Here is a 24,120-nt window from a genome sequence, read left to right as displayed (position 1 = left end):
ATATACTGTATCTTGACAGAAAATTAGGATATATATATAATAGAAAAGTAATTTTAAAATAATCGCAAAGTATAGTTTTTACTATAAATAAAAAAAATTAAGGGGGTGCATTTTAAATGTTCATGACTTATCAACCAAAAAAGAGACAAAGAAAAAAAGAACATGGCTTCAGAAAAAGAATGGGCACTCAATCAGGAAGAAACATTCTTAAGAATAGAAGACAAAAAGGAAGAAAAAAATTAACAGCATAAGGGCCGCATTAAGTGGCCTTTTTTCTGCAAATGCAGGAAAAAAGGAGTAATGGAAATACCTATGATTTATAGATTAAAGAAAAATGTAGAATTTATAACTGTATATAAAAGAGGAAAATCATTTGCCAATAAAACTTTGGTTCTATATGTTTTAAAAAATAAGAGAAATAAAGATAAAGAAGGAATGGCATATAGTAAAGTAGGAATTTCTGTAAGTAAAAAAGTTGGAAATAGTGTTGTTAGAAGTAGATGTAAGAGATTAATAAGTGAGAGTTTTAGATTAAATTATAATAATATATTAAAAGGATATGATTGTGTGTTTATAGCAAGAAATCCTATGAAAGATAAAGACTATTTTGAAACTGAAAAGGCAATGAAGGATTTAATTAAAAAGGCGGGCTTATATTGTGATGAAGAAAATGGTATTAAGTCTAATTAAGTTTTATAGAAAATCTATTTCACCTGGTAGAAGTCCTTGTTGTAGATTTACGCCAACTTGCTCACAATATGCAATGGATGCAATAAATAAGTATGGAGTCATTAAAGGAGGCTTTATGGCACTATATAGAATTTTAAGGTGTAATCCTTTTTGTAAAGGTGGGTATGATCCCGTAAAGTAATGAAGTTTAGGAGGTATAGATTTTAATGTTTGAAAAGATAATTCAATTTATGGCTAATATATTTAATTATCTACATGATTTCATCGTAAATTTAGGTGTTTCAGATGTAGGATTATCATATGTATTAGCAATTCTTATATTCACATTAATAATTAGACTGCTTGTATTACCACTTAACATAAAAGCAGCAAAGTCTACTCAAAAAATGCAAGAAGTTCAACCACAGATAAAGAAACTTCAAGAAAAATATAAGAATAATCCAGAGAAATTAAATGAAGAAATGAGAAAGTTCTATAAAGAAAATGATGTTAGTGTAGCTGGTGGATGTGTTCCATCATTACTTCCATTACCAATATTAATGGCTTTATACTATGTATTCTACAGGGTAGATGGTATGAATGGGGCATCATTTTTATGGATTGCCGATTTAGGTGCTAAAGATACGAAATTTATATTACCTGTATTAGCAGCTATATCAACATATTTACCATCGTACTTAATGACAAAAGCTACTCCAATGAATGATTCACCTATGAATATGGGGTCTATGAGCTTAGTTATGGCATTAGTTATGGGATTTATGTCACTAAGATTTAAGTCAATATTAGTCTTATATTGGATAATAGGTAATGTTATTCAAACTATACAAACATATTTCTTAAATTATTTACCAGCTAAAAAGAAGTCTGCTTTAGCAGCAACAGAAGCAGCTGTTTCTAAATCATCAGATTCTAGTTTTTCTATGATTATAGAAGAACCTAAGAATTTAGCTAGTACTAAAAAGAAGAAAAAGAAAAAATAATTTTTAATAAATATTTTCTTTATATAATAAGGTGGTGAAATAGGGAATGAGATCAGTAGAATTAGAGGGGAAAAATGTTGAAGAAGCCTTGGATAAAGCTTTAAATGAGTTGAATACAACAAAAGATATGGTAGATATTGAGGTTTTGGAACGTGGTTCAAAAGGGTTATTTGGTTTTATAAGCTCTAAACCAGCTAAAGTAAAGGTAACCTTAAAACAAACTTATATTGATGATATAAGAAATTTTATAAATAAAATTCTTGATTCTATGAGCATAAAGGCAGAGATAGATATTAATGAACAAAATGATGTAATAAATATAAGCTTGTCAGGTAATAAACTAGGTTTGCTTATTGGCTATAGGGGAGAGACCTTAGATTCGTTACAATGCCTTATTTCTTTAATGGTTAATAAAGACAGTAGTATTCAGTATAAAAGAATTTTACTTGATATAGAAAATTATAGAGAGAAAAGAGAAGAAACTCTCAAGAATGTTGCAATGAAAACTGCTGAAAAAGTGAAGAAAAGTGGTAGATTATTTAAATTGGAACCGATGAATCCTTATGAAAGAAGAATAATTCATTCAGCTTTACAAGATAATTCATTTGTTAACACTTATAGTGAAGGAAAAGAACCTTTTAGAAGAGTTGTTGTACAGCTTAAAAAGAATTAAAAAGGAAAGCCTTGAAGAGGCTTTCTTTTTTGGTTTAAATTTAATATACAGTATTTTGACTAATTCAATATTCATTGGTTATAATAATACAAATAAATCACAAAATTAATAACATGAGGAGAATCAGATTATGAGAGAATTTGATACCATTTGTGGTATAGCAACCCCTATTGGTGAAGGGGGAATTTCTATTATTAGAATTTCTGGAAGTAAAGCATTAGATATAATTAGTAAGATATTTATTAGTAAAAATAATATAGATTTAAAAAAGATGAAAACTTATACTATGAGATACGGACATATTATAGAATTGGAAAGTAAAGATATAATTGATGAGGTAATCATAAGTTATATGAAAGGACCTCATAGTTATACTACTGAAGATATAATAGAAATCAATTGTCATGGTGGAGTTATATCAACAAATAGTGTAATGAATCAAGTTATTAAGGCTGGTGCAAGAGTTGCAGAACCAGGAGAATTTACTAAGAGGGCGTTTTTAAATGGTAGAATTGATTTAAGTCAAGCAGAAGCTGTTATTGATATAATAAAAGCTAAGACAGATTTATCTATGAAATCAGCAATTATGCAAAGTGGTGGTGCTTTATCAAAGCAAATTAAAGATATAAGACAATATCTTTTAGATACTTTAGCTTTAATTGAGTATGGAGTAGATTTTACAGAGGATGATGAAGAGATAGATGAAACTCTAATTATAAGAGTTAAAGATGGAATAAAAAGTACTATTTTAAAAATTGAAGAATTATTAAGAGGTGCTGATGAAGGAAAAATAATTAGAGATGGTCTTAATATTGTTATTGTTGGTAAACCTAACGTAGGGAAATCATCTTTGCTTAATGTTCTACTAAAGGAAAAAAGAGCTATAGTAACAGATATTCCAGGGACTACAAGAGATATAATTGAAGAGTATTTAAATATAGATGGTATACCTATAAAAATAACTGATACAGCTGGAATAAGAGAAACAGAAGATACAGTTGAAAAGATAGGTGTTGAAAGATCTAGAGAAAAAATTGAAGAAGCTGATTTAATTATTTTAATATTAGATTCTTCTAGAAATTTAGAAGATGAAGATAAGGAAATAATTAATACTATAAAAGATAAGAACCACGTAGTATTATTAAATAAAACAGATTTAGATAGAAAAATGGAAGAAATTAATTTAAATAATCAAATTAATATTTCAGCTAAAACTGGTTATGGAATTAATGAATTAAAGGAAAAAATAAAAGAATTATTTTTTAGTGGTGATATAAATAATGAAAGTTTGATAGTATCAAATGTTAGACATAAGCAAGCATTATATAGATCGTTGGAAAATTGTGAAGTAGCACTAGACAAAGTTAATGCTAATGAGTTTTTAGATTTGATTTCTATTTATGTAACTTCAGCAATGAAAGCACTTGGAGAAATAACAGGTGATGAATTAGAAGAAGATGTATTGAACAAAATCTTTAGTGAATTTTGTGTAGGAAAGTAGGAGTGGTATATGAATTACAATTATGAAGCAGGGGAATTTGATATAGTAGTTATTGGTGCTGGTCATGCAGGATGCGAAGCGGCATTAGCATCTGCTAGAATGGGATTAAATACTTTAATTTGTACTATAAATTTAGATTCAATAGCTATGATGCCATGTAATCCTAATATAGGAGGAACAGCTAAAGGTCATTTAGTTAGAGAAATTGATGCATTGGGTGGAGAAATGGGTGTAAATATAGATCATACTTTCATTCAATCAAGGATGTTAAATACATCTAAAGGTCCAGCGGTTCATTCGTTAAGAGCACAAGCTGATAAAAAAGAGTATCAATCTAAAATGAAGCGAGTATTAGAAGAACAAGAAAATCTTCAAATAAGACAAATTGAGGTTACTGAACTTTTAGTTGAAAATAATAAAGTAGAAGGTGTTATTACTAAAAATGGAGCTATTTTTAGAGCTAAAGCTGTAATTCTAGCTACAGGTACATATTTGAAAGGAAAAATAATTATAGGGGAAGTTAGCTACTCAGGAGGACCAAATGGTTTATTCCCAGCTAATGATTTATCACAATCTTTATTAGATTTAGGGATTTTATTAAGAAGATTTAAAACAGGAACTCCAGCAAGAATAAATAGAAGATCAGTAGATTTTTCTAAAATGATTGAACAACCAGGTGATAATAAGATAGTGCCTTTTTCATTTATGAGTGGAAATATAGAGAAAGAGCAAGTGTCTTGTTATTTAACGTATACCAATGAAGAAACTCATAATGTTATTAAAGAAAATATAGGTAGATCACCAATATATAATGGAAGTATTAAGGGTGTAGGCCCAAGATATTGTCCATCAATCGAGGATAAGGTTATGAGATTTCCAGATAAATTAAAGCATCAAATATTTGTTGAACCAGAAGGATTAGATACATTAGAAATGTATGTAGGTGGAATGTCATCATCTTTACCTGAAGAAGTTCAATTAAAAATGATGAGAACATTACCTGGATTAGAAAATGTAGAAATAATGAGAACAGCATATGCAATTGAATATGATTCTATAGATCCAACTCAATTAAAGTCGACATTAGAATTTAAGCATATTGAAGGTTTATATGGTGCAGGTCAATTTAATGGTAGTTCAGGATATGAAGAAGCTGGTGCACAAGGACTAGTAGCGGGAATAAATGCATCCTTAAAAATTAAAGGCGAAGAACCAATGATATTAACTAGATCTGATGCTTATATTGGCGTTCTTATAGATGATTTAGTTACTAAAGGAACTAATGAGCCATATAGAATGATGACGTCTAGAGCTGAGTATAGATTAATATTAAGACAAGATAATGCAGATTTTAGATTAACTGAGATAGGAAGAAAAGTAGGATTAGTTACAGATGAGAGATATGCAACTTTCATAAATAGAAAAAGCACAATTGAGCGTGAATTAGAAAGATTAAAGAAATTACAAATAACTAATAAAAGAGAAGTGAATGAATTCTTATTATCAGTAGGTTCAGCAGAATTAAAGAAACCTATAAGTTTTTACGAATTAATAAAAAGACCTGAAGTTGATTATTTTAGTTTAAAAGATTTAGATCCTGAAAGAGAAGAACTTTCTGATGATGTAGGAGAACAAGTAAATATAATTGCAAAATATGAAGGATATATAAGTAATCAGCTTGAACAAGTAGCTCAATTCAAAAAATTTGAGAAGAAGCTATTACCTAATGATATAGATTATAAGAATGTAAAAGGATTAAGAACAGAGGCAGAACAAAAATTAAATAACATAAAACCATTAAGTATAGGTCAGGCATCACGTATTTCAGGGGTATCTCCAGCAGATATATCTGTATTACTTATTTATCTTGAACATTATTATAATAAATAATTTAGGCATATGAAAACAAATAACAAGTCAAAGATTCGACGGATATTTTGTTAAATACGATAACTTGTAACTTGCTAATAGTTGTTCTATTAGTAGCTTTCAAGGAAGAAGTAGTTCACAAAATAAACTAGCATACTGACTAGTTATTTATTTGGATGTGCATAGTGGAGGTATTTATGAAATTTTATGATTTAATGTGCAAAGCTGCACAAGATGTAGGATTAGAATTATCCAAAGAACAATATGAGAAGTTTATAATATATAAAAATCTTCTTCAAGAATGGAATGAAAAAGTAAATCTAACTGCTATTATAGAAGATGAAGAAATAATAAAAAAACATTTTATAGATTCAATAAAAGCATTTAAGAGAAATGAATTTAAGGAAGCAAAAAATTTAATAGATGTTGGCACAGGAGCAGGTTTTCCAGGTATTCCAATAGCTATAATGAATGAAAATATAAAGGTTACTTTATTAGATTCATTAAATAAAAGAATTAATTTCTTAAATCTAGTAATAGAAAAATTAGAATTAAAGAATATTATAACTATTCATTCAAGAGCTGAAGATGGAGCAAGACAAAAAAATCTTAGAGAAGCATTTGATATAGCAACATCTAGAGCAGTTGCTAATATGAGTGTTTTATCAGAATTTTGTTTACCATATGTTAAGGTTAATGGTCATTTTATAGCGTTAAAAGGCCCATCAGTAGAAGAAGAAATCAAAGAAGGAAATAAGGCTATAAATACATTAGGAGGACAACTATTAGATATATGTGAAGTTGAAATTGAAGATACTGAATTAAAGCATAACTTAGTTGTTGTTAAGAAAGTAAAGGAATGTCCTAAGACATATCCAAGGAAAGCAGGTAATGTTACTAAAAAGCCTATAAAATAGTATAATTATTACCTTTGGATTTCTTATACAATCTTATTATAATAAAGATCGATTTATATTTTATTAATTATTGATTAAAATTATAGTATTATGCGATAATGTCAACTAATTTATATTATAAAATAATCAAAAAGTAAAGGAAAAATATAGATATTTTAGAATATAAATGATATGATTTTGATATTAAGATTGTCAATTAACTTAATAGGGGATGGGTTGAGATACATGAATAATGAAATAATTAAGATAGATATAGATAGGATAGTTCCTAATTTATATCAACCACGTAAATATTTTAATGAACAGGCAATTGAAGAGTTATCACAGTCAATAAAACAATATGGAATTATACAACCAATAACAGTTAGAAAAATTGGCGAAACTTATGAACTTGTAGCAGGAGAGCGTAGATTAAGAGCTGCTAAAGTAGCTCAGTTGGATGTAGTTCCATGTAATATAGTAGATATAACTGATTCAGAATCTGCAGAAATAGCATTATTAGAAAATCTTCAAAGAGAAGATTTGAATTATATTGAAGAAGCAGAAGCATATAGTAATTTAATTAATGATCATAATTTCACTCAAGAAGATTTAGCTAAAAGAATAGGTAAGAAGCAATCTACTATAGCTAATAAGTTAAGGTTATTAAAGTTAGATTCTAAGGTAAGACAAATGTGTCTTGAAAATGGTTTAACAGAAAGACATTCTAGAGCACTTTTAAGTTTGCCTACTGCCAAGCTTCAATTAAAAGTTGTTTCTAAAGTTGTAAAAGATGGACTTAATGTAAAGAAGACAGAAGAATTAATTAATAAAGAATTACTTAAATTAGCAGGAAAACAGTTAAATAAAAAAAGAACTAACATAAAAGCTACTTTACCAGCTAAATTATATGTAAATACTATAAAACAAGTATTTAAAAAGTTTGATATACCAGCTGAATATAATTGTAAAGATTCAGATGAATTTATAGAAGTAACTGTTAAGATTCCTAAAAATAATAAGTAATACTTAGTTACATTATTATTTATTTATGACTTTTTAGTCTTAATAGTATATAAACTTAGAAAAAAATTATTTTTTCAAGTTTATATGCTATTTTTTTGCTACAATGTTCTTTTATTATTTATTGAATATATATATAATGTTAATATGGGAGAGGGGGTGTAGGCTCTTATAGGGCTTAATTATGAAAACAATTTGTGTTTTTAATCAAAAAGGTGGAGTTGGGAAAACAACTACTAATATAAATTTATGTGGCTATTTAGCTATGTCAGGATATAAAGTTTTAACAATAGATATTGATCCTCAAGGAAATACTACAAGCGGGCTTGGATTAGATAAAAGAAATCTTAATGTTTCTATGTATGATGTTTTAACAACAGACATATCTATGAAAGAGTCAATAGTAAGAACTGACTTAGTTGAAAATTTATTTATAGCACCTTCTACTATGGAGCTTGCAGGAGCAGAGATAGAAGTTATAGGAAAAGAAAATAGAGAAAATATAATGAAAACTAAGTTAAAAGAAATTGAAACTGAATATGATTATGTGTTGATAGATTGCCCTCCATCATTAGGACTATTAACTATAAATGCATTAACATGTTCAGATTCTGTTTTAATTCCTATTCAATGTGAATTTTATGCACTAGAAGGTGTAAGTCAGTTAGTTAATACTATTCAATTAGTTAAAAAGTCTTTAAATAAAAAATTAGAAATTGAGGGTGTAGTCATGACTATGTATGACTATAGAACAAATCTTAGCAATGAAGTATTTAATGAAGTAAAAAAATATTTTAAAAGTAAGGTGTATGAAACAACTATTCCAAGGAATATAAGACTTGCAGAAGCACCTAGTTTTGGTTTACCTATTATGTTATATGATGATAAATGTAAAGGTGCAGAAGCGTATGTTAAATTAACTAAAGAATTTTTATCTAAACAGGAATAGGGGGATTTTAAATGGCAAAGAAGTTCGGATTAGGTAAAGGTCTGGGAGCACTTATACCAGATGAAGTAGAAGAAAATGTTAAGCAAGAAACTACTAAAGATAATAAATCAAACAATATATTAATATCATTAAATAAAATAAAAAGTGATAAAGAGCAACCAAGAAAAGCATTTGATTCAGAAAAAATAATTGAACTAGCTCAATCTATAAAACAACATGGTATAATACAACCATTGATAGTAAGACAGATAGATAAAAATGAATTTGTAATTGTAGCTGGTGAAAGAAGATGGAGAGCTGCTAAAATAGCAGGATTAAAAGAGTTACCATGCATAGTCATGGATATAAGTGATAAAGATATATTAGAAATATCTTTAATTGAAAATATTCAAAGAGAAGACTTAAATCCAATTGAAGAAGCATTAGCTTATAAAAAATTACTAGAAGATTTTAAAATAACACAAGCTGAGTTAAGTAATAGAATAGGAAAATCTCGAGTTACAATTGCAAATACTATGAGATTAATTAATTTAGATGAAAGAGTTCAACAATATTTAATTGAAGGAATTATCACTGAAGGTCATGGTAGAGCGTTACTTTCAATTGATAATAATGATTTACAGTGTGAATTTGCTCAAAAAGTTATTGATAATAAGTTATCTGTTAGAGAATTAGAAAGATTAATTAAAAATATAAATAGTAAAAAAGAAAATAAGGAAACGGTAAAAGAATTAAATCCTTATTATAAAGATTTACGTAATCAACTACAAAATTATTTTGGCACTAAAGTAAATATTCTAGATAAAAAGAATAAAGGAAAAATAGAAATAGAATATTATTCTGAAGAAGATTTACAAAGAATTTTAGACATTATTAATATACAGTAAAATGTTTCACGTGAAACATTTAGTGAAAGGAATGACCTAGTTGGAAAAATTATTTGGAATAATTAATCAAATGACACCATACCTAATTATAGTTATGATGCTTATAATTGTTTTATTATTTATTTTAATTTTTATATTAATCAAGTCAATAAACAAACTAGAGAGTAAATATAGAAGATTAATGAGAGGCACAAATGGTAAAAATTTAGAAGAAATGCTTATTGAAAAGCTAGATAGTATTGATGATATTAGAGAAACAGCAGAAAATACATTAAATGAATGTAATAAGTTAGAAACAAAAATAAAGGATTGTGTTCAAAAAGTTGCTATAATGAGATATAAGGCTTTTGAAAATGTAGGAAGTGATTTGAGTTTTTCTATTGCTATGTTAGATGATCATAATGATGGAATAATATTAACTGGAATTTATGCAAGAGAAGAAAGTACAACATATGCAAAACCAATTGATAAAGGAATATCAAGATATGATCTTTCAGAAGAAGAACTTTATGTGTTAAATGAAGCTGCTAATAAGTATCAGAATGAATCAAAAAAATAATTTGTAGTATTATAAAGAACTAGTTTAAAGTAATTATATTTTAAACTAGTTCTTTTGTTTATTAAGAATATATGATTTTAAAATATAAAAGTTATATTTGAATCAGATTAATTTAAATTGATAATAATTAATATAAATATTTTTTGTAAATATATTAATTATTATACTTTACCATTCTTTTATTTAAAGTTTAGTATTAATTATTATATGGAAAAGATATAACATGATTATTTTCAGCGGTATATATGGTATTAGATTTTGTTTTTAATGCAAAATGATAAATAGCTTTGGAGATTATATCTGCAATCATTGTAACAGTGTATAATCTAGTATTTTGTAAAACTAAAAAATCAAAGTTACTTGAAATATTAACTATACCAGTTATAGAAATATCACCAACTGGTGGAAGCTCTTTATTTAAAGCTTTCCCAGGATAGAGTGGTTTTTTATCTATAAAAATTTTACCAATATTATTTATTTTACCTAAGCAAGAATCTATTGCAATGATAAATGGATTATTAAATTTGTTATCTATTTCATCTATTTTTTGTATTAAATTTTTTGAATGAATTGGATTTTTTAAAGTTCCATATATGTGAATATTATCATAAGATAAAAATTTTAATTTATATCCTACTAAAGGGCCTAAGCAATCCCCAGTTGATCTATCGGTACCTATACATAAAAATACTATATTTCTTTTTTGATTTAGCACAGGTTTTAATTGTGATAGTAAATAATTATATATCTTTATATATGAAGTAGATATACTAGAATCTACAACAAGTAAATTTTCCATACAAAACCTCCTTTAAAAGAAATTATTTCCTTTAAAATAAAGTTTTATTCAGAATTCTTAGTAATATTTAAGTTGTAAATTGAAGAGTTATTTTATAGGGGAGGAATTTATATTCTTAAAATACTAATATAGATATTAGAATGAAAGAATATACTATAGTAATAATCAGGATTAAATAAGATAATCCGAATTAGGATTATCTTATTTAAAATACAAAAATAATTGAATTTAATAAAGAAGTGTAAAAAATTATTATATAAGACATTTCTATAGGTTTAAATGTATGATTTTTATAGTTACATAAGTAAGCTAAATGTATTTATTTTTGGCAATTTTATTTAGAATATTCAAAGTATAGTCTATTTCTTTAATAGAAGTAAAATGACTTATACTAAGACGTATTGTTCCACTTGGGTAAGTTCCAATTGTTTTGTGTGCCAGTGGTGAACAGTGTAAGCCTGTTCTAGTTTTGATATTATTACAATCTAAATAATAACCAGCTTCTGAAGTATCTAAATTATTTAGATTTATTGATACACAAGTAGTAGAATTATTTCCTGTAGTATCTCCATATACATTTAAGTTATTTATATTCATTAGACCTTGCAATAAATGTTTTAGTAAATAATTATTATGTTCATATATATTATTTATTCCAATTGAATTTATATATTTAATTCCTTCAGCTAATCCAACAATTCCTGGCATATTTAATGTTCCAGATTCAAATTTATCTGGTAAAAAATCAGGTTGAGTTAGTAAATATGATGAACTACCAGTACCACCTTGGATAAAAGAATTACATGATTCATTTAATTTATTATCTAATATAAATCCACCTATTCCTTGAGGACCAAGTAAACTTTTATGTCCAGTAAAACAAATAGCATTGGCATTGAGTTCCTTCATGTTAATATCAATTACGCCTGCACCTTGAGATGAATCTATAATAAAAAATATGTTATGCTTTTTACAAATTTCTCCTATAGGCTTTAAATCTTGAATTGATCCAGTAACATTTGAAGCTTGAGTAATTACTATAAGTTTTGTATTAGATTTAATTTTACTTTCAAAATCAGTAGGATTTATAAAGCCTAATTTATTTGCGTTTACTATATCTACTTCTACATTTAAATCTTCTTTTACATGAAACAAAGGTCTTATTACAGAATTATGTTCCATAGAAGAAGTAATAACATGATCACCAGATTTTAAAATACCTTTAATAAGAGTATTTAAAGAGGTGGTTACATTATTAGTGAATATAACATTTTGACAGTTATCGAATCCAAAAAAACTACAAACGGTTTCTCTAGCATCGTAAAGTAATTTATTACTTTTTATTGAATTATTATAATTTCCTCTTCCAGAATTACCACCTATATTAACCAGGTAGTTATACATTGCATCAACAACTTGTTTTGGTTTAGGAAAAGTTGTTGCTGAATTATCTAAATAAACTTCCATACTAAAAATTCACCTCTAAAAAATAAATTTTAACAATCCCCATATAATAAATACTATACTTAATAGGAAAAGAAAATAATTTAGGATCTTTGATGTCTTTTTTGAAAAATCATCTTTGCACATTTTTATGCCTTTTATACTTAATATATTAAGTATAAAAAACCAAGTCAAACTTCCTAAAATCATTGATATTAGAGCAAAGCTGAAATAAACTCGTCCATGCAATCTCCATACACTTAAGATTGTACCACTTAAAGCAATCCATAATGAAGGGGTTGTTGGATTCAAAAAAGTTATAAAGAATCCAGCTAAGAAACTATTAGAAGAACTTGAACTTATATTAGATCTAGTGTTAAGTTTATTAGAGCATTTGTTATTACATATATTATTAAAAAATAGTAAAACAAATCCGGAAACAATCCAAAATAATCCTTCAAATTTTCTATTGTTACTTAATATATTAAATAATCCTAAATTTATTATTATTATATAAAAAAGATCTGCAGATACTGCACCCAGTGATACTTTATAACCTTCACGAAATCCATGTGATATCGATCGATTAATAGCTTCTAATCCAGAGGGACCTAAAGGAATGGCAGATACAAATCCAGTCATAAAACCTATTAATAATGGTTTGAAAATCATAAATAAGTATAACATTTAATTCTCCCTTTAATTTTAGTCATATATAATTATAATGTAATATAACAAATTAATCATTAAAATTAAGTATATAATTCAAATTAGCTATATTAATTAGTAAGCATTTGTATATGTATAAGTAAAATTATATTAATTTATAGATGAATTATTAGAAATTTTACATAAAATTTTAGAAGTAAAGATTTATGCAGTTAAATGCGAAAATATTAATGATTAAATCATAATCAAATAAAGATAATTATTTAAAGAATTTTACAATTGAATTAAGTATTATATTATATATTTATTAATTATTAAAATTAGATATAATATAAAGTATAAAATAATAAAAAATAGGTAGGTGTAAAATGAGTTACTACATAATAGTTTTTAAAAATACTTTTGATGCTATGGCAGCAGAAAAATCTTTACAGGAAAGTAGGTATGAATTTAGAATAATGCCTACTCCAACATCTATAACTCAAAGTTGTGGAATATGCGTTAGAATTAATGAAAAGGAAGCAATAAAAAGAATAATTGAAGAAAATAAATTTGAATATAAAAGTATATATTTAAAAGATAATAATGGTTATATTTTAACTTAATATTTTAAAAATACGGGAGTGCTAATTTAATGATTAACTATTTGATAAAATTTAATTGGGGTCGAGATGAATTTAAATTAGGTAATATATCAATAAAATTAAGCAATATTGATATGTTAGTAAATAAATCATTAACAATATTAGGGATATTAATATTAATGTATATATCTATAAAAATAGGAAACTACTTAATAAAAAATTTCGTTGAAAGACAAATAAAAAGTAATACAAGATTATCTTTACACTCACAACGTGCCAAAACACTTGGAGAAGTTTTAAAAAGTGTTTTAAAATATGCAGTTTATTTTATAGGAATTGCAAGCATAATATCTACATTATTTAGTAAAATGTTATTTACATTTGCTAGTATGGGTGGATTAGCTGTTGGATTTGGTGCTCAAAGTTTAGTTAAAGATTTAATAAATGGATTTTTTATATTATTTGAAGATCAATTTGGAGTTGGGGATCATATAACAGTAGGAACATTTAGTGGTATAGTTGAAAGTATAGGAATTAGGACTACTATAATAAAAGATTTTACAGGAGATCTTCATTCTATCCCAAATGGTGCTATTATTGAAGTTACAAACCATTCAAGAGGTAATATAAGATTTTTAGTTGATGTAGATATTGCATATGAAGAAAATATAGATGATGCAATTTCAATAATAAAAGAAATTTGTTATGATTTTGAACAAAATAATGAAGATGTGGCAGAACCTATTGAAGTATTAGGGGTAAATGCTTTAAATGACTCTAGTGTTACAATTAGAGTAGTTGGAAAGAGTAAACCTCTTAAACAATGGGAAATGGAAAGGGAATTGAGAAGATTAATAAAATTAAGATTAGATGAAGAAGGTATTGAGATACCATATCCTAAAACTCAATTAGTAAACTCTAATACTAATATAGGAAAGGAGGATTTATAATGATAGAAACATTTGAACTTGGTGATATAGTAAAAATGAAAAAACAACATCCTTGTGGTTCATATGAATTTGAAATTATTAGATTAGGGGCAGATATAAAGATAAAATGTACAGGATGCGGTAGAATAGTAATGCTTCCTAGAAATAAATTTCAAACAAGAGCAAAAAAAGTAAAAAAAATCGAGGAATAATATAAAAAGTAAAAAAAACTTGAATTAATGATTTTACACTGATATAATTAGAAATTGAAATCCCTGCTGTGTGAATAGCACAGCCGTTAGTCCAAAGGAGGTGAAAATGATGAGAAAGTATGAAACTATATTTATACAACATCCATCATTCGATGAAGAAACTGTAAAAGCAAATATCGAAAAGTTCAAAGGTGTTATAGAAAACGGTGGAGGAACTATTGAAAATGTTGATTTTTGGGGTAAGAGAAAGCTTGCTTATGAAATTTCAAAAGTTACTGATGGTTACTACACTTTAGTTAGCTTTAATGCAGGTACTGAATTACCAAAAGAATTAGACAGAGTATTCAGAATTACTGATGGTATAATCAGACATATCATTGTTAGAGAAGAAGTTTAGGGTGGTGTTTTAAATGAACAAAGTAGTTTTAATCGGAAGATTAACTAAAGATCCAGAACTAAGATTTACTCCTGGTGCTGGAGCAGCAGTAACTACCTTAACATTAGCAGTTGATAAGTACAATTCTAAATCTGGTCAGAAAGAAGCAGACTTTATTCCTATAGTTGTATGGGGAAAACAAGCTGAAAATACTGCGAATTACATGAGTAAAGGTAGCCAAATGGCTATAAGTGGTAGAATTCAAACCAGAAATTATGAAGCGAAAGACGGAACTAAGAGATATGTTACAGAAGTAGTTGCTACAGAAGTTCAATTTTTAAGTAAGTCAAATGCTTCAGGAAATGTTGGAGCCAATTATGGTAACAACGCTGAATATTCATCATCAAATAATCCATTTGATGATATGAAATTTGAAGAAGACATAACTCCAGTAGATGATGGAGATATGCCATTCTAATTTAGGTAAGGAGGTAATAACATGGGCAGAGAAGATAATAGAAGATCTGGCGGAAGAGGCAGAAGATCTAAAAGAAAAGTTTGTGCTTTTTGTGTAGATAAAGCTGAGTCAATTGATTATAAGGATATAAACAAGTTAAGAAAGTATGTTACTGAAAGAGGTAAGATACTTCCAAGAAGAATTTCTGGAACTTGTGCTAAACATCAAAGACAATTAACAGATGCTATTAAGAGAGCAAGAAACATAGCTTTATTACCATTCACAACTGAATAGTAATAAATTACTCCCCTGAGAAATCAGGGGTTTTTTATTATACAGAATTTTTAAGTTAAGCTTATTTATAACTATATATAAATATTTGGAAAAATAATACAAATAAATGTGTATATACCTTGCATTAGTATGTAAAAAAATTTAAAATAATTATACAGGGGTGGGAAATGTGAGGTGATCATAAATGAAAAAAGATGAATTAAATATAATGACTAGTGTTAAAATAATAGAAAATTTAAAAGCTCAATTATTATGTATTATAGGAGAATTTTTCCGATTATTAACAAAGGGAAGTAATGTTACTCGCAATTCTATATTAGATTGTATTTCAGGAGCAATTAGCATATTATATGTTTTAGCAGAAAAACTAGGATATTCTTTTGCAGAGGTAGATCATGTTATGAAAGAAAATCTAGAATTAGGAATTAGAGCTGAAGATGAAGTTGAAAGAGATGGGAAAAGCTTAAGTAAACTTAAGACATATATAAATAATAGAAGAGATTAACAATAAATTTAGGAGGCTTTTTTATGAATAAAGTAACAACTATTGAGAGGTTACTTAAGCCGATTATATTAATTTTACTTTCATTAATTTTATATTATTTTAATTATCAAGGAGTAGCATTAATAATTTTTTTAGTTTATTTAGTGGATAATTTTTATCAATTAAATTATTATTGGAAGAAAGATAATGATATTGATGAATTTATTAAAAAACTTAATAAGGGTATAGAGAGTAATATATTTCAATTTGTACATCCTCTAGCTTTAATTAAAAGAAATGGTGATATTGTATGGAGCAATTCTATATTTATTGAATTGGAATCTAAAGAAGAATCATCGAATAAGAATATTTTGAGTATAGCTAGGGGTATAAATTTAGTACGTATATTAAATGATAAAGAAACCTTACATCAAAGACTTAAGATAAAAGGTAAGTTATATGATACTTATGCAACTAAAATTAATATAGAAAGTATTGAAGAATTATTTTTAGTTTATTTTAATGATGTAACTGAAATAATAGGATATGAAACAACTAAAGAAAGTGTTATGTTAATAGAAGTTGATAATTTTGCAGAAGCATTAGAAACAACAGAAGAAAGTAATAGGCCTTTGTTAGTTGCAGAAATAGAAAGAACTATAAATGCATATGCTAATAATTTAAAAGCGATGATAAAAAAATATGATACTAATAAGTATGTTTTATCTATTCAAGATAATTTTATAAAAAAGCAAATTGATGAGAAATTTAAAATATTAGATGAAATTTCTAAAATAGATAAGGGAAATAAAATTGAAATTACTTTAAGTATTGGTGTTGGTAGAGGTGGAATATCTCCAGCTGAAAATGATAAATATGCTAATACTGCTAAGGAATTAGCTTTAGGTAGAGGCGGAGATCAAACTGTTGTTAAAAGTAATGATGATATAAAGTTTTTCGGTGGTAATACTAAAGAAATAGAAAAAAGAACAAGGGTTAGAGCTAGGGTTGTAGCACATGCTTTAAATGAACTTATATTTGCAAGTAGCAATGTTTATATTGTAGGTCATAAGAATCCTGATATGGATTGTTTTGGAGCTGCTATTGGTTTAGCAAGTGTTATTAAACAATTGGGTAAATCATGTAATATTGTATTACAAAATGATACAAATGCAATAGAGTATTATTTAGATAATTTAATGAAGGATCCTAAATATGATGATTTATTTATATCAACAGAAAGAGTGAAAAATGATTTAGATGATGATTCATTGTTTATAATAGTAGATGTTCACAATAAGAGCTATGTATCTGATTTAGAATTAGTTATGAAAGCTAAGAAAAAGGTAATCATAGATCACCATAGAAGAAGCCCTGATATGATTGAAGGCGATATATTAAATTATATAGAAGTATATGCATCATCCACTTCAGAGATGGTTACTGAAATGATTCAATACATGGTTGACAAACCTAAACTAGCTAGAATTGAGGCTGAGGGTTTGTTAGCAGGTATATTTATGGATACTAAAGGATTTTTATTTAAAACTGGAGTAAGAACATTTGAAGCAGCATCATTTTTAAGAAAATCAGGTGCTGATACTATTGAAATTAAGAAAATATTTAGTGATGATCTAGAAAATTATCTACTTATTGCTGAAACAATAAAATCTGCAGAGGTAAATGATAATATAGCTATTGCAATATGCCCTGAAAATGTGGATACTGTAATTGTAGCAAAATCTGCTGATGAACTTTTAAATATATCTGGTATAAATGTTTCGTTTGTTTTAGCACAAATAAATAATGATATATATATAAGTGGAAGATCAACAGGAGATATAAATGTTCAAGTGATTCTAGAAACTCTAGGGGGTGGGGGACACATGAATATTGCTGGTGCAAAAGTATCAGATGCTAATACTGAGGATGTCGTTTATGACTTAAAAGAAGCAATAAAAAAATATATAAAGGTGGGAGATTAATAATGAAAGTTATTTTATTACAAGATGTTAAAAAGATAGGTAAAAAAGGTGAAGTTATAGAAGCTTCAGATGGATATGCAAGAAATTTTTTATTTCCTAGGAAATTAGCTCAAGAAGCTACTGCTGCTAACATGCATATTTTAAATAATAAAAAAGAAAATGAAAGAAAGAAAAAATTAGCTGAAATAGAAGCAGCTCAAAAGTTAGCTGGAGAATTAAAAGGAAAAGAAATAACAATAAAAACTAAAATAGGTGAAAACGGAAAATTATTTGGAGCTATTACTAGCAAAGATGTTTCTGCATTAATAAAAACTCAATATAATGTTGAAATAGATAAGAAAAAAATAGTAATGGATACAATAAAATTAGCAGGAAATTATGAAGTAGAAGTAAAATTATATCCTGAAGTTAGCACAAAAATGAAGGTAAATATAATTCCACAATAATAAGGAGGATTTGTTTTGAAATCAAATGAAGAAACAAACTTATTAAATAGTATAATGAGTGGGAATTTATCAACAGAAGCTCAAATAGATGCTTTATTTAATGTAACTAAAAATATTTTAGATAAAGGGGCATTTAGATCTAGAGTTGTTAGATTTAAATTAGATAAGTATGTAAAATCAAAAGATAATTGTGATAAAGTATTTGCTTTAAAAACTATATTATCTGAGGGCGAAAAAAAAGGAATTCCTAAAGAAGAGGATTTAGAACAAGAAATTAAGATCGTAATAGATTTAATTGTAAATGAAATTGCCAAAAAATATGTTCAAAACAAAATAGAAATGAAGGTTGAACAGGCAATAATGGAGAAACAAGAAAAATATATTGATGAAGTAAGATTATCTGTGATTAAAAAGCAAAAGGGTGTTGAAAATAATAATACTAAGGGCAAATTAAATAATTTAATTTCTTTAGATCAAAAAGTAACTAGTAAAAACATCATGAGCTTTTTAAGACCAGATAGTTTTGATGAAGTAGTAGGTCAAGAGCGTGCTATTAAGTCATTAATATCTAAGTTATCTTCTCCATATCCTCAACACATTATATTATACGGACCACCTGGAGTTGGTAAGACAACTGCAGCAAGATTAGCTTTAAAAGAAGCAAAAAAATTAAATTTTACTCCATTTGATGATGAATCAAAATTTGTTGAGGTAGATGGAACTACTTTAAGATGGGATCCAAGAGAGATAACTAATCCTTTATTAGGATCGGTACATGATCCTATATATCAAGGAAGTAAGAGATATTTATCAGAAGCAGGAGTACCTGAACCAAAGCCAGGATTAGTTACTGAAGCACATGGAGGAGTATTATTTATAGATGAAATAGGAGAATTAGATCATATATTACAAAATAAGCTTTTAAAAGTTTTAGAAGATAAAAGAGTAGAATTTTCATCTTCATATTATGATCCTGATGATGAATCAACTCCTAAATATATAAAGTATTTATTTGATAATGGTGCACCAGCAGATTTTGTATTAATTGGTGCTACGACAAAGAGTCCAAGTGAAATAAATCCAGCACTAAGATCTAGAGCAACTGAGGTTTATTTTGAACCATTATCTTCTGATGATATAGAACTTATAGTTAAAAAAGCTGCTGAAAAGTTAAATGTTACTTTAGAAGAAGGTGTTGCTAAGAAAATTAGTAACTATACATTTGAAGGTAGAAAAGCAGTTAATATATTAACAGACGCTTATGGATATGCATTATACATAGAAAAGCAAGATAAAGATAATGTTGAAATAAAATTAGAATATTTAGATGAAGTATTATCTGTTGGAAGATATGTTCCTTTTGAAGTTTTTGATACTACTGAAGAATATGAAATAGGTCATATTTATGGCTTAGGTGTAAGTGGATTTTTAGGTTCAACTATTGAAATTGAAGCAAATGTTTTTGAAGCTAAAAAGAAAGGTGCTGGAGTAGTAAGATTTAATGAAACAGCAGGTTCTATGGCTAAAGATTCAGTGTTTAATGCAGCTTCAGTTATAAGAGCTATAACTGATAAAGATATAAAAGATTATGATATACATGTTAATGTTATAGGTGGAGGAAAAATTGATGGACCATCAGCAGGGGTTGCAATTACATTATGTATAATAAGTGCATTATTAAAGAAACCTATAAAACAAGATATAGCAGTAACAGGTGAGATATCTTTAAGAGGAAAAGTAAAACCTGTAGGTGGAATATTTGAAAAGATTTATGGAGCTAGAAGAAAAGGTATTAAGAGAGTTTTAGTTCCTAAGGATAATGAAAAAGAAATCCCTATGGGGCTTAAAGACGTAGATGTTAAAGCGGTAAGTACTATAGAAGAAATTATGGATATTGTTTTTGAATAATGAAATAGGCTTCCTTGAATTAGGAAGCTTATTTTAAATTAAAACTTTAAATCAAAGTTTATATTAATTTTTATTAAATTTGAAAAAGGAGGATTGTTTTTTGGAGTCACAAGTTATGAGAACTTTACCTCAAAGCATAGAAGCTGAACAATCGGTTATAGGTTCTATGATTATAGATAAATCTGCTATAGCTAAAGTTTTAGAAACTTTAGAAGAAGAAGATTTTTATAGAGATGGTCATAAGATAATTTTTAGAACTATATTAGATATGTTTAGAAAAGATATGGCTGTAGATTTAGTTACTCTTTTAGAAAATCTAAAAAGCACAGAGATGCTTGAAAGAGCTGGTGGAGTAACATATATAACAGAAATAAGTGCTTCAGTTCCCACTACTGCTAATTTATCTTCTTATATAAAAATAGTAGAAGAAAAATCAGTTTTAAGAAGACTTATAAAAGCCTCAACCTCTATAATAGAAGCTAGCTATAACAATCAAGGTGAAGTTGAAGATGTATTAGATGGTGCTGAAAAAAGGATTTTTGATATAGCTGAAAAGAAAACATCGAAAGATTTTGAACCATTAAGTGATGTATTAGAAAGAGGTTTTCTTGAAATAGAAAGACTTTTTAATAATAGAGGAGAAATTACAGGTGTAGGATCTGGATTTGCAGATTTAGACGCAAAAACATCAGGCTTCCAAAAGGGTGATATGATTCTAATTGCGGCTAGACCATCTATGGGAAAAACTACTTTTGCATTAAATATAGCTGAGTATGCAGCATTAAGAGAGGGGAAAAGTGTAGTTGTATTTTCTTTAGAAATGTCAAAAGAACAATTAGCTTATAAGCTGCTTTGTTCTGAAGCTAATGTTGATATGTTAAGACTTAGAACCGGTGAATTAGATGATAAGGATTGGGAGAACATAGCTAGAGCTACAGGACCTTTATCTAAAGCTAAAGTATATATAGATGATACTGCTGGGGTTTCAGTAATGGAAATGAGATCTAAATGTAGAAGATTAAAAATGGAATATGGTATAGATTTAATAGTTATAGACTATTTACAACTTATGTCTGGAAGTTCAGGAAGTGATAATAGACAACAAGAAGTATCAGAAATATCAAGATCTATAAAAGCATTAGCTAAGGAAATGGAATGCCCAGTTATAGCATTATCACAATTATCCCGTGCTCCAGAACAAAGAGCAGATCATAGACCGATGTTATCAGATTTAAGAGAATCAGGATCTATAGAACAAGATGCTGACCTTGTTATGTTCTTATATAGAGATGAATATTATAATAAGGAAACTGAGGATAAGAATATTGGTGAATGTATAATAGCTAAGCAAAGAAATGGTCCAGTTGGAACAGTAAAACTTGCATGGCTTGGTCAATACAGTAAATTTGGAAATTTAGATGTTATTCATAGAGAATAAAATCTAAATTAATATGATTTTTATATTTTAAAGTGGAGAGAAGAGAGATACTATTATTTAGATTTTTAATTAGAATTACTTGACTTGTGCATTGATTTAAGAAAATTTACCATTGGTTTATAATTCATATTTTACCAAAAGAAAAATTATATAAAAAAGTAGCATATAAACCTCAAACATGCTAGATTTATTGTTGCAAAACTAAAACCTAAGGAGATTTATATGCCGACAACAATATTAAACCAAAACGAATTTATTAGCAACTATATTTTAGAGTTAAATATTCCATATTCTTCTGCGTTAAAGAATCATATGGTAAATTTAACATCTGGAATAATCGTAACCGAAGGAAATAAGACTATTTCTTCAGCTTACAATAAGATTACATCTAACCGACACAGAAGTACTGGTTCAAGATTCCTAAGTTCATATTCATGGAATCATGAATATGTTACGGAAGAATGCATATTTCATGCAATCTCTGAAATTTCCAATACTTGTGAAGATAGTGATGTTGGATTCCTAATTATTGATGATACCTTGAGTAAGAAAAATACTTCAAGTAAAAAAATTGAAGGTTTAGATTTTCACAATTCTCATGCTGATGGTAACAAACCGAAGTGGTCTCACTGCTTAGTTACATCCCACTATAAGATTAATGATTATTCTATACCTCTGAATTTCAAACAATATCACCGAAAGGAATCTAGTAAAAAGCTATCTAAAAAATTTCTAGATAAAAATGAACTTGCAATGGAACTAATAAATGAATTTGCTCCTGCAACTAAAAACAACTATTTATTAGTTGATTCATGGTATACTTCAGCAAAAATTTTGCTTCACGGTTTAATAAATGGTTGTCACACTATCGGTAGAATAAAATCTAACAGAGTGATATATCCTGCTGGCATTAAAACAAATGTAAAAGAGTTTTCTTCATACATTAGAACTAATGAAACTAGCTTAGTTACCGCTAGTAACAACAAGTACTACGTTTATAGATATGAAGGAAAACTCAACGATATAGAAAATGCCGTTGTACTTATAAGCTGGACTAAAAGTGATTTATCTGATAAGCCAGCATTCATTATAAGTACTGATGTTTCACTTGATAATAAAACAATAATTTCATACTACGAAAAGCGTTGGGATATTGAAGTAAGTTATAGATATCATAAAACAGCTCTTGGTTTTGATGAATTTCAAATTCAATCTTTAGAATCAATACATAGATATTGGAGTATGATATTTTTAACGTATACTTTCCTTGAGCTTTTCAGAGTTAAATATGGTAAATTATATAAATTGAAAAATATCGGTGATGTAATATTACACTTCCGAAACAACTATTTGGTAAAAATAGTTGCTTTTGCACATGAATGTGCAGATAACGGGATTAATCTAGAGTCTACTATTTCCAAATTAGGACTAGTAGCTTAAATTTTTCCTATTTACTGCACAAGTCTAGTAGAATTATTAAATTTAACCTCTCCACTTTTAATTAAATATTAAATATGATTATTTTTATAAATATTTAATTTAGGAATATTAATTTTTATTTGTTTTTTATTTTTAGAAAGAGAGAGTTCATCTATATTAATATTTTCTAAATAGTAGATTCTTTTAAAATTATAATTAATATTATTAGATTCATAAAATTTAAAGATTAGAAAATTATTTTTGTAGAAAACCTCTATAAAATAATTTTTTTCACTAGAAAACAGTATGTCTACATAATAAAAATTACAAGTTTCTTTCAAATTAATTTTAGGAATTTTTGAGTCTAAGGTATTTTTATCTAAAAAGTAGTTTATAAAATCTTCTTTATTTAATAAAGAATTATAACAAAGTAGAGAATCGCTCATCATAGATATTAACCTCCCTTCTAATGTCATTATTATTTTATGAAATAGAAGAGTAGCTATACTATGATTATGGTGGAGAAAAATTTAAAAACAGGTTATGTTTTTAGAAGATGTTTATATTATTAGTGTAAAGTACAAGTGTAGTATTTATTTTGTATTTGATATATTAACATTACCTAAAATATAGTGTAAATATATGAT

28 protein-coding genes are annotated in these 24,120 nt (G+C 27.0%); 24 read left to right on the top strand and 4 right to left on the bottom strand.

Going from position 1 to position 24,120, the window contains the following annotated elements:
• Positions 1–116: 116 nt before the first annotated feature.
• The 12 genes from rpmH (at position 117) to BGI42_RS14710 (ending at position 10,030) form a co-directional block, all read left to right on the top strand.
• Positions 117–251, top strand: a complete 135-nt coding sequence (rpmH, locus tag BGI42_RS14765) for a 50S ribosomal protein L34 (RefSeq protein ID WP_069681004.1) — start codon at positions 117–119, stop codon at positions 249–251.
• Positions 252–312: 61 nt separating this feature from the next.
• Positions 313–690, top strand: coding sequence for a ribonuclease P protein component (rnpA, locus tag BGI42_RS14760; RefSeq protein ID WP_069681100.1), 378 nt, complete (start codon positions 313–315; stop codon positions 688–690).
• On the top strand, positions 662–871 hold the full coding sequence (gene yidD, locus BGI42_RS14755; protein WP_069681003.1) for a membrane protein insertion efficiency factor YidD: 210 nt from the start codon (positions 662–664) through the stop codon (positions 869–871). Before rnpA ends, yidD begins: the two co-directional genes overlap by 29 nt.
• Before the next feature lie 25 nt (positions 872–896).
• Positions 897–1,673: a membrane protein insertase YidC gene (locus tag BGI42_RS14750; protein ID WP_069681002.1), complete on the top strand. Its 777-nt coding sequence runs from the start codon at positions 897–899 to the stop codon at positions 1,671–1,673.
• Between the two features lie 46 nt (positions 1,674–1,719).
• On the top strand, positions 1,720–2,346 hold the full coding sequence (gene jag / locus BGI42_RS14745) for an RNA-binding cell elongation regulator Jag/EloR (RefSeq protein WP_069681001.1): 627 nt from the start codon (positions 1,720–1,722) through the stop codon (positions 2,344–2,346).
• A gap of 130 nt (positions 2,347–2,476) precedes the next feature.
• Positions 2,477–3,847, top strand: coding sequence for a tRNA uridine-5-carboxymethylaminomethyl(34) synthesis GTPase MnmE (gene mnmE, locus BGI42_RS14740; protein WP_069681000.1), 1,371 nt, complete (start codon positions 2,477–2,479; stop codon positions 3,845–3,847).
• Positions 3,848–3,856: 9 nt separating this feature from the next.
• Positions 3,857–5,737 carry a tRNA uridine-5-carboxymethylaminomethyl(34) synthesis enzyme MnmG gene (mnmG, locus tag BGI42_RS14735; RefSeq protein WP_069680999.1) on the top strand — a complete coding sequence of 627 codons (1,881 nt, stop codon included), beginning with the start codon at positions 3,857–3,859 and terminating at the stop codon, positions 5,735–5,737.
• A 176-nt stretch (positions 5,738–5,913) separates the two neighbouring features.
• Positions 5,914–6,633, top strand: a complete 720-nt coding sequence (gene rsmG, locus BGI42_RS14730) for a 16S rRNA (guanine(527)-N(7))-methyltransferase RsmG (protein WP_069680998.1) — start codon at positions 5,914–5,916, stop codon at positions 6,631–6,633.
• Positions 6,634–6,858: 225 nt separating this feature from the next.
• The gene (gene noc, locus BGI42_RS14725; protein WP_069680997.1) at positions 6,859–7,638 is read left to right on the top strand and encodes a nucleoid occlusion protein; all 780 of its coding nucleotides are present in this window, start codon (positions 6,859–6,861) and stop codon (positions 7,636–7,638) included.
• Between the two features lie 181 nt (positions 7,639–7,819).
• Positions 7,820–8,584, top strand: a complete 765-nt coding sequence (locus BGI42_RS14720) for a ParA family protein (protein ID WP_069680996.1) — start codon at positions 7,820–7,822, stop codon at positions 8,582–8,584.
• Positions 8,585–8,595: 11 nt separating this feature from the next.
• Entirely contained in the window at positions 8,596–9,471 is an 876-nt protein-coding gene (locus tag BGI42_RS14715) for a ParB/RepB/Spo0J family partition protein (RefSeq protein ID WP_069680995.1), read from the top strand.
• A gap of 40 nt (positions 9,472–9,511) precedes the next feature.
• Positions 9,512–10,030 (top strand): DUF4446 family protein, encoded by a 519-nt coding sequence (locus BGI42_RS14710; RefSeq protein ID WP_069680994.1) that lies wholly within the window; start codon positions 9,512–9,514, stop codon positions 10,028–10,030.
• A gap of 196 nt (positions 10,031–10,226) precedes the next feature.
• Here the strand turns inward: BGI42_RS14710 and yyaC are convergent, their stop codons facing one another.
• The 3 genes from yyaC to BGI42_RS14695 form a co-directional block, all read right to left on the bottom strand.
• Positions 10,227–10,829 (bottom strand): spore protease YyaC, encoded by a 603-nt coding sequence (yyaC, locus tag BGI42_RS14705; RefSeq protein WP_069680993.1) that lies wholly within the window; start codon positions 10,827–10,829, stop codon positions 10,227–10,229.
• A gap of 309 nt (positions 10,830–11,138) precedes the next feature.
• Positions 11,139–12,296 (bottom strand): aminotransferase class V-fold PLP-dependent enzyme, encoded by a 1,158-nt coding sequence (locus BGI42_RS14700; protein WP_069680992.1) that lies wholly within the window; start codon positions 12,294–12,296, stop codon positions 11,139–11,141.
• A 15-nt stretch (positions 12,297–12,311) separates the two neighbouring features.
• Positions 12,312–12,959, bottom strand: coding sequence for a LysE family transporter (locus BGI42_RS14695; protein WP_069680991.1), 648 nt, complete (start codon positions 12,957–12,959; stop codon positions 12,312–12,314).
• 350 nt (positions 12,960–13,309) lie between these two features.
• Here BGI42_RS14695 and BGI42_RS14690 point away from each other — a divergent pair, with 350 nt between their 5' ends.
• The 12 genes from BGI42_RS14690 to BGI42_RS14635 all read left to right on the top strand — a co-directional run bounded on the left by BGI42_RS14690 (position 13,310) and on the right by BGI42_RS14635 (position 23,494).
• Positions 13,310–13,546 carry a putative Se/S carrier protein gene (locus tag BGI42_RS14690; RefSeq protein ID WP_069680990.1) on the top strand — a complete coding sequence of 79 codons (237 nt, stop codon included), beginning with the start codon at positions 13,310–13,312 and terminating at the stop codon, positions 13,544–13,546.
• Positions 13,547–13,575: 29 nt separating this feature from the next.
• Positions 13,576–14,475, top strand: a complete 900-nt coding sequence (locus BGI42_RS14685; RefSeq protein WP_069680989.1) for a mechanosensitive ion channel family protein — start codon at positions 13,576–13,578, stop codon at positions 14,473–14,475.
• Entirely contained in the window at positions 14,475–14,666 is a 192-nt protein-coding gene (locus BGI42_RS14680; protein ID WP_069680988.1) for a DUF951 domain-containing protein, read from the top strand. Before BGI42_RS14685 ends, BGI42_RS14680 begins: the two co-directional genes overlap by 1 nt.
• 109 nt (positions 14,667–14,775) lie before the next feature.
• Entirely contained in the window at positions 14,776–15,063 is a 288-nt protein-coding gene (gene rpsF / locus BGI42_RS14675; RefSeq protein WP_069680987.1) for a 30S ribosomal protein S6, read from the top strand.
• Between the two features lie 13 nt (positions 15,064–15,076).
• Positions 15,077–15,520: a single-stranded DNA-binding protein gene (locus tag BGI42_RS14670; RefSeq protein ID WP_069680986.1), complete on the top strand. Its 444-nt coding sequence runs from the start codon at positions 15,077–15,079 to the stop codon at positions 15,518–15,520.
• A gap of 21 nt (positions 15,521–15,541) precedes the next feature.
• Complete coding sequence (gene rpsR / locus BGI42_RS14665; protein ID WP_069680985.1) at positions 15,542–15,793, top strand: 30S ribosomal protein S18; 252 nt, start codon at positions 15,542–15,544, stop codon at positions 15,791–15,793.
• A gap of 184 nt (positions 15,794–15,977) precedes the next feature.
• On the top strand, positions 15,978–16,298 hold the full coding sequence (locus tag BGI42_RS14660; RefSeq protein WP_069680984.1) for a MazG-like family protein: 321 nt from the start codon (positions 15,978–15,980) through the stop codon (positions 16,296–16,298).
• A gap of 23 nt (positions 16,299–16,321) precedes the next feature.
• A complete protein-coding gene (locus BGI42_RS14655) occupies positions 16,322–18,262 on the top strand; it encodes a DHH family phosphoesterase (RefSeq protein WP_069680983.1) in 1,941 nt (646 codons plus the stop codon).
• 2 nt (positions 18,263–18,264) lie between these two features.
• The gene (rplI, locus tag BGI42_RS14650; protein WP_069680982.1) at positions 18,265–18,708 is read left to right on the top strand and encodes a 50S ribosomal protein L9; all 444 of its coding nucleotides are present in this window, start codon (positions 18,265–18,267) and stop codon (positions 18,706–18,708) included.
• Between the two features lie 15 nt (positions 18,709–18,723).
• Positions 18,724–20,616: a Lon family ATP-dependent protease gene (gene lonC, locus BGI42_RS14645; RefSeq protein WP_069680981.1), complete on the top strand. Its 1,893-nt coding sequence runs from the start codon at positions 18,724–18,726 to the stop codon at positions 20,614–20,616.
• Between the two features lie 100 nt (positions 20,617–20,716).
• Positions 20,717–22,054 (top strand): replicative DNA helicase, encoded by a 1,338-nt coding sequence (locus BGI42_RS14640; RefSeq protein WP_069680980.1) that lies wholly within the window; start codon positions 20,717–20,719, stop codon positions 22,052–22,054.
• Between the two features lie 222 nt (positions 22,055–22,276).
• A complete protein-coding gene (locus BGI42_RS14635) occupies positions 22,277–23,494 on the top strand; it encodes an IS701 family transposase (RefSeq protein WP_069679528.1) in 1,218 nt (405 codons plus the stop codon).
• A 68-nt stretch (positions 23,495–23,562) separates the two neighbouring features.
• Here BGI42_RS14635 and BGI42_RS14630 read toward each other — a convergent pair whose 3' ends face one another.
• On the bottom strand, positions 23,563–23,922 hold the full coding sequence (locus BGI42_RS14630; protein WP_069680979.1) for a protein phosphatase: 360 nt from the start codon (positions 23,920–23,922) through the stop codon (positions 23,563–23,565).
• Between the last annotated feature and the right edge of the window lie 198 nt (positions 23,923–24,120).

Origin of the sequence: Clostridium taeniosporum (assembly GCF_001735765.2) — a bacterium.
Taxonomy (GTDB): domain Bacteria; phylum Bacillota; class Clostridia; order Clostridiales; family Clostridiaceae; genus Clostridium; species Clostridium taeniosporum.
Note: the sequence above shows the minus strand (reverse complement) of the source record. Positions and strands in the feature narration are given on the sequence as shown.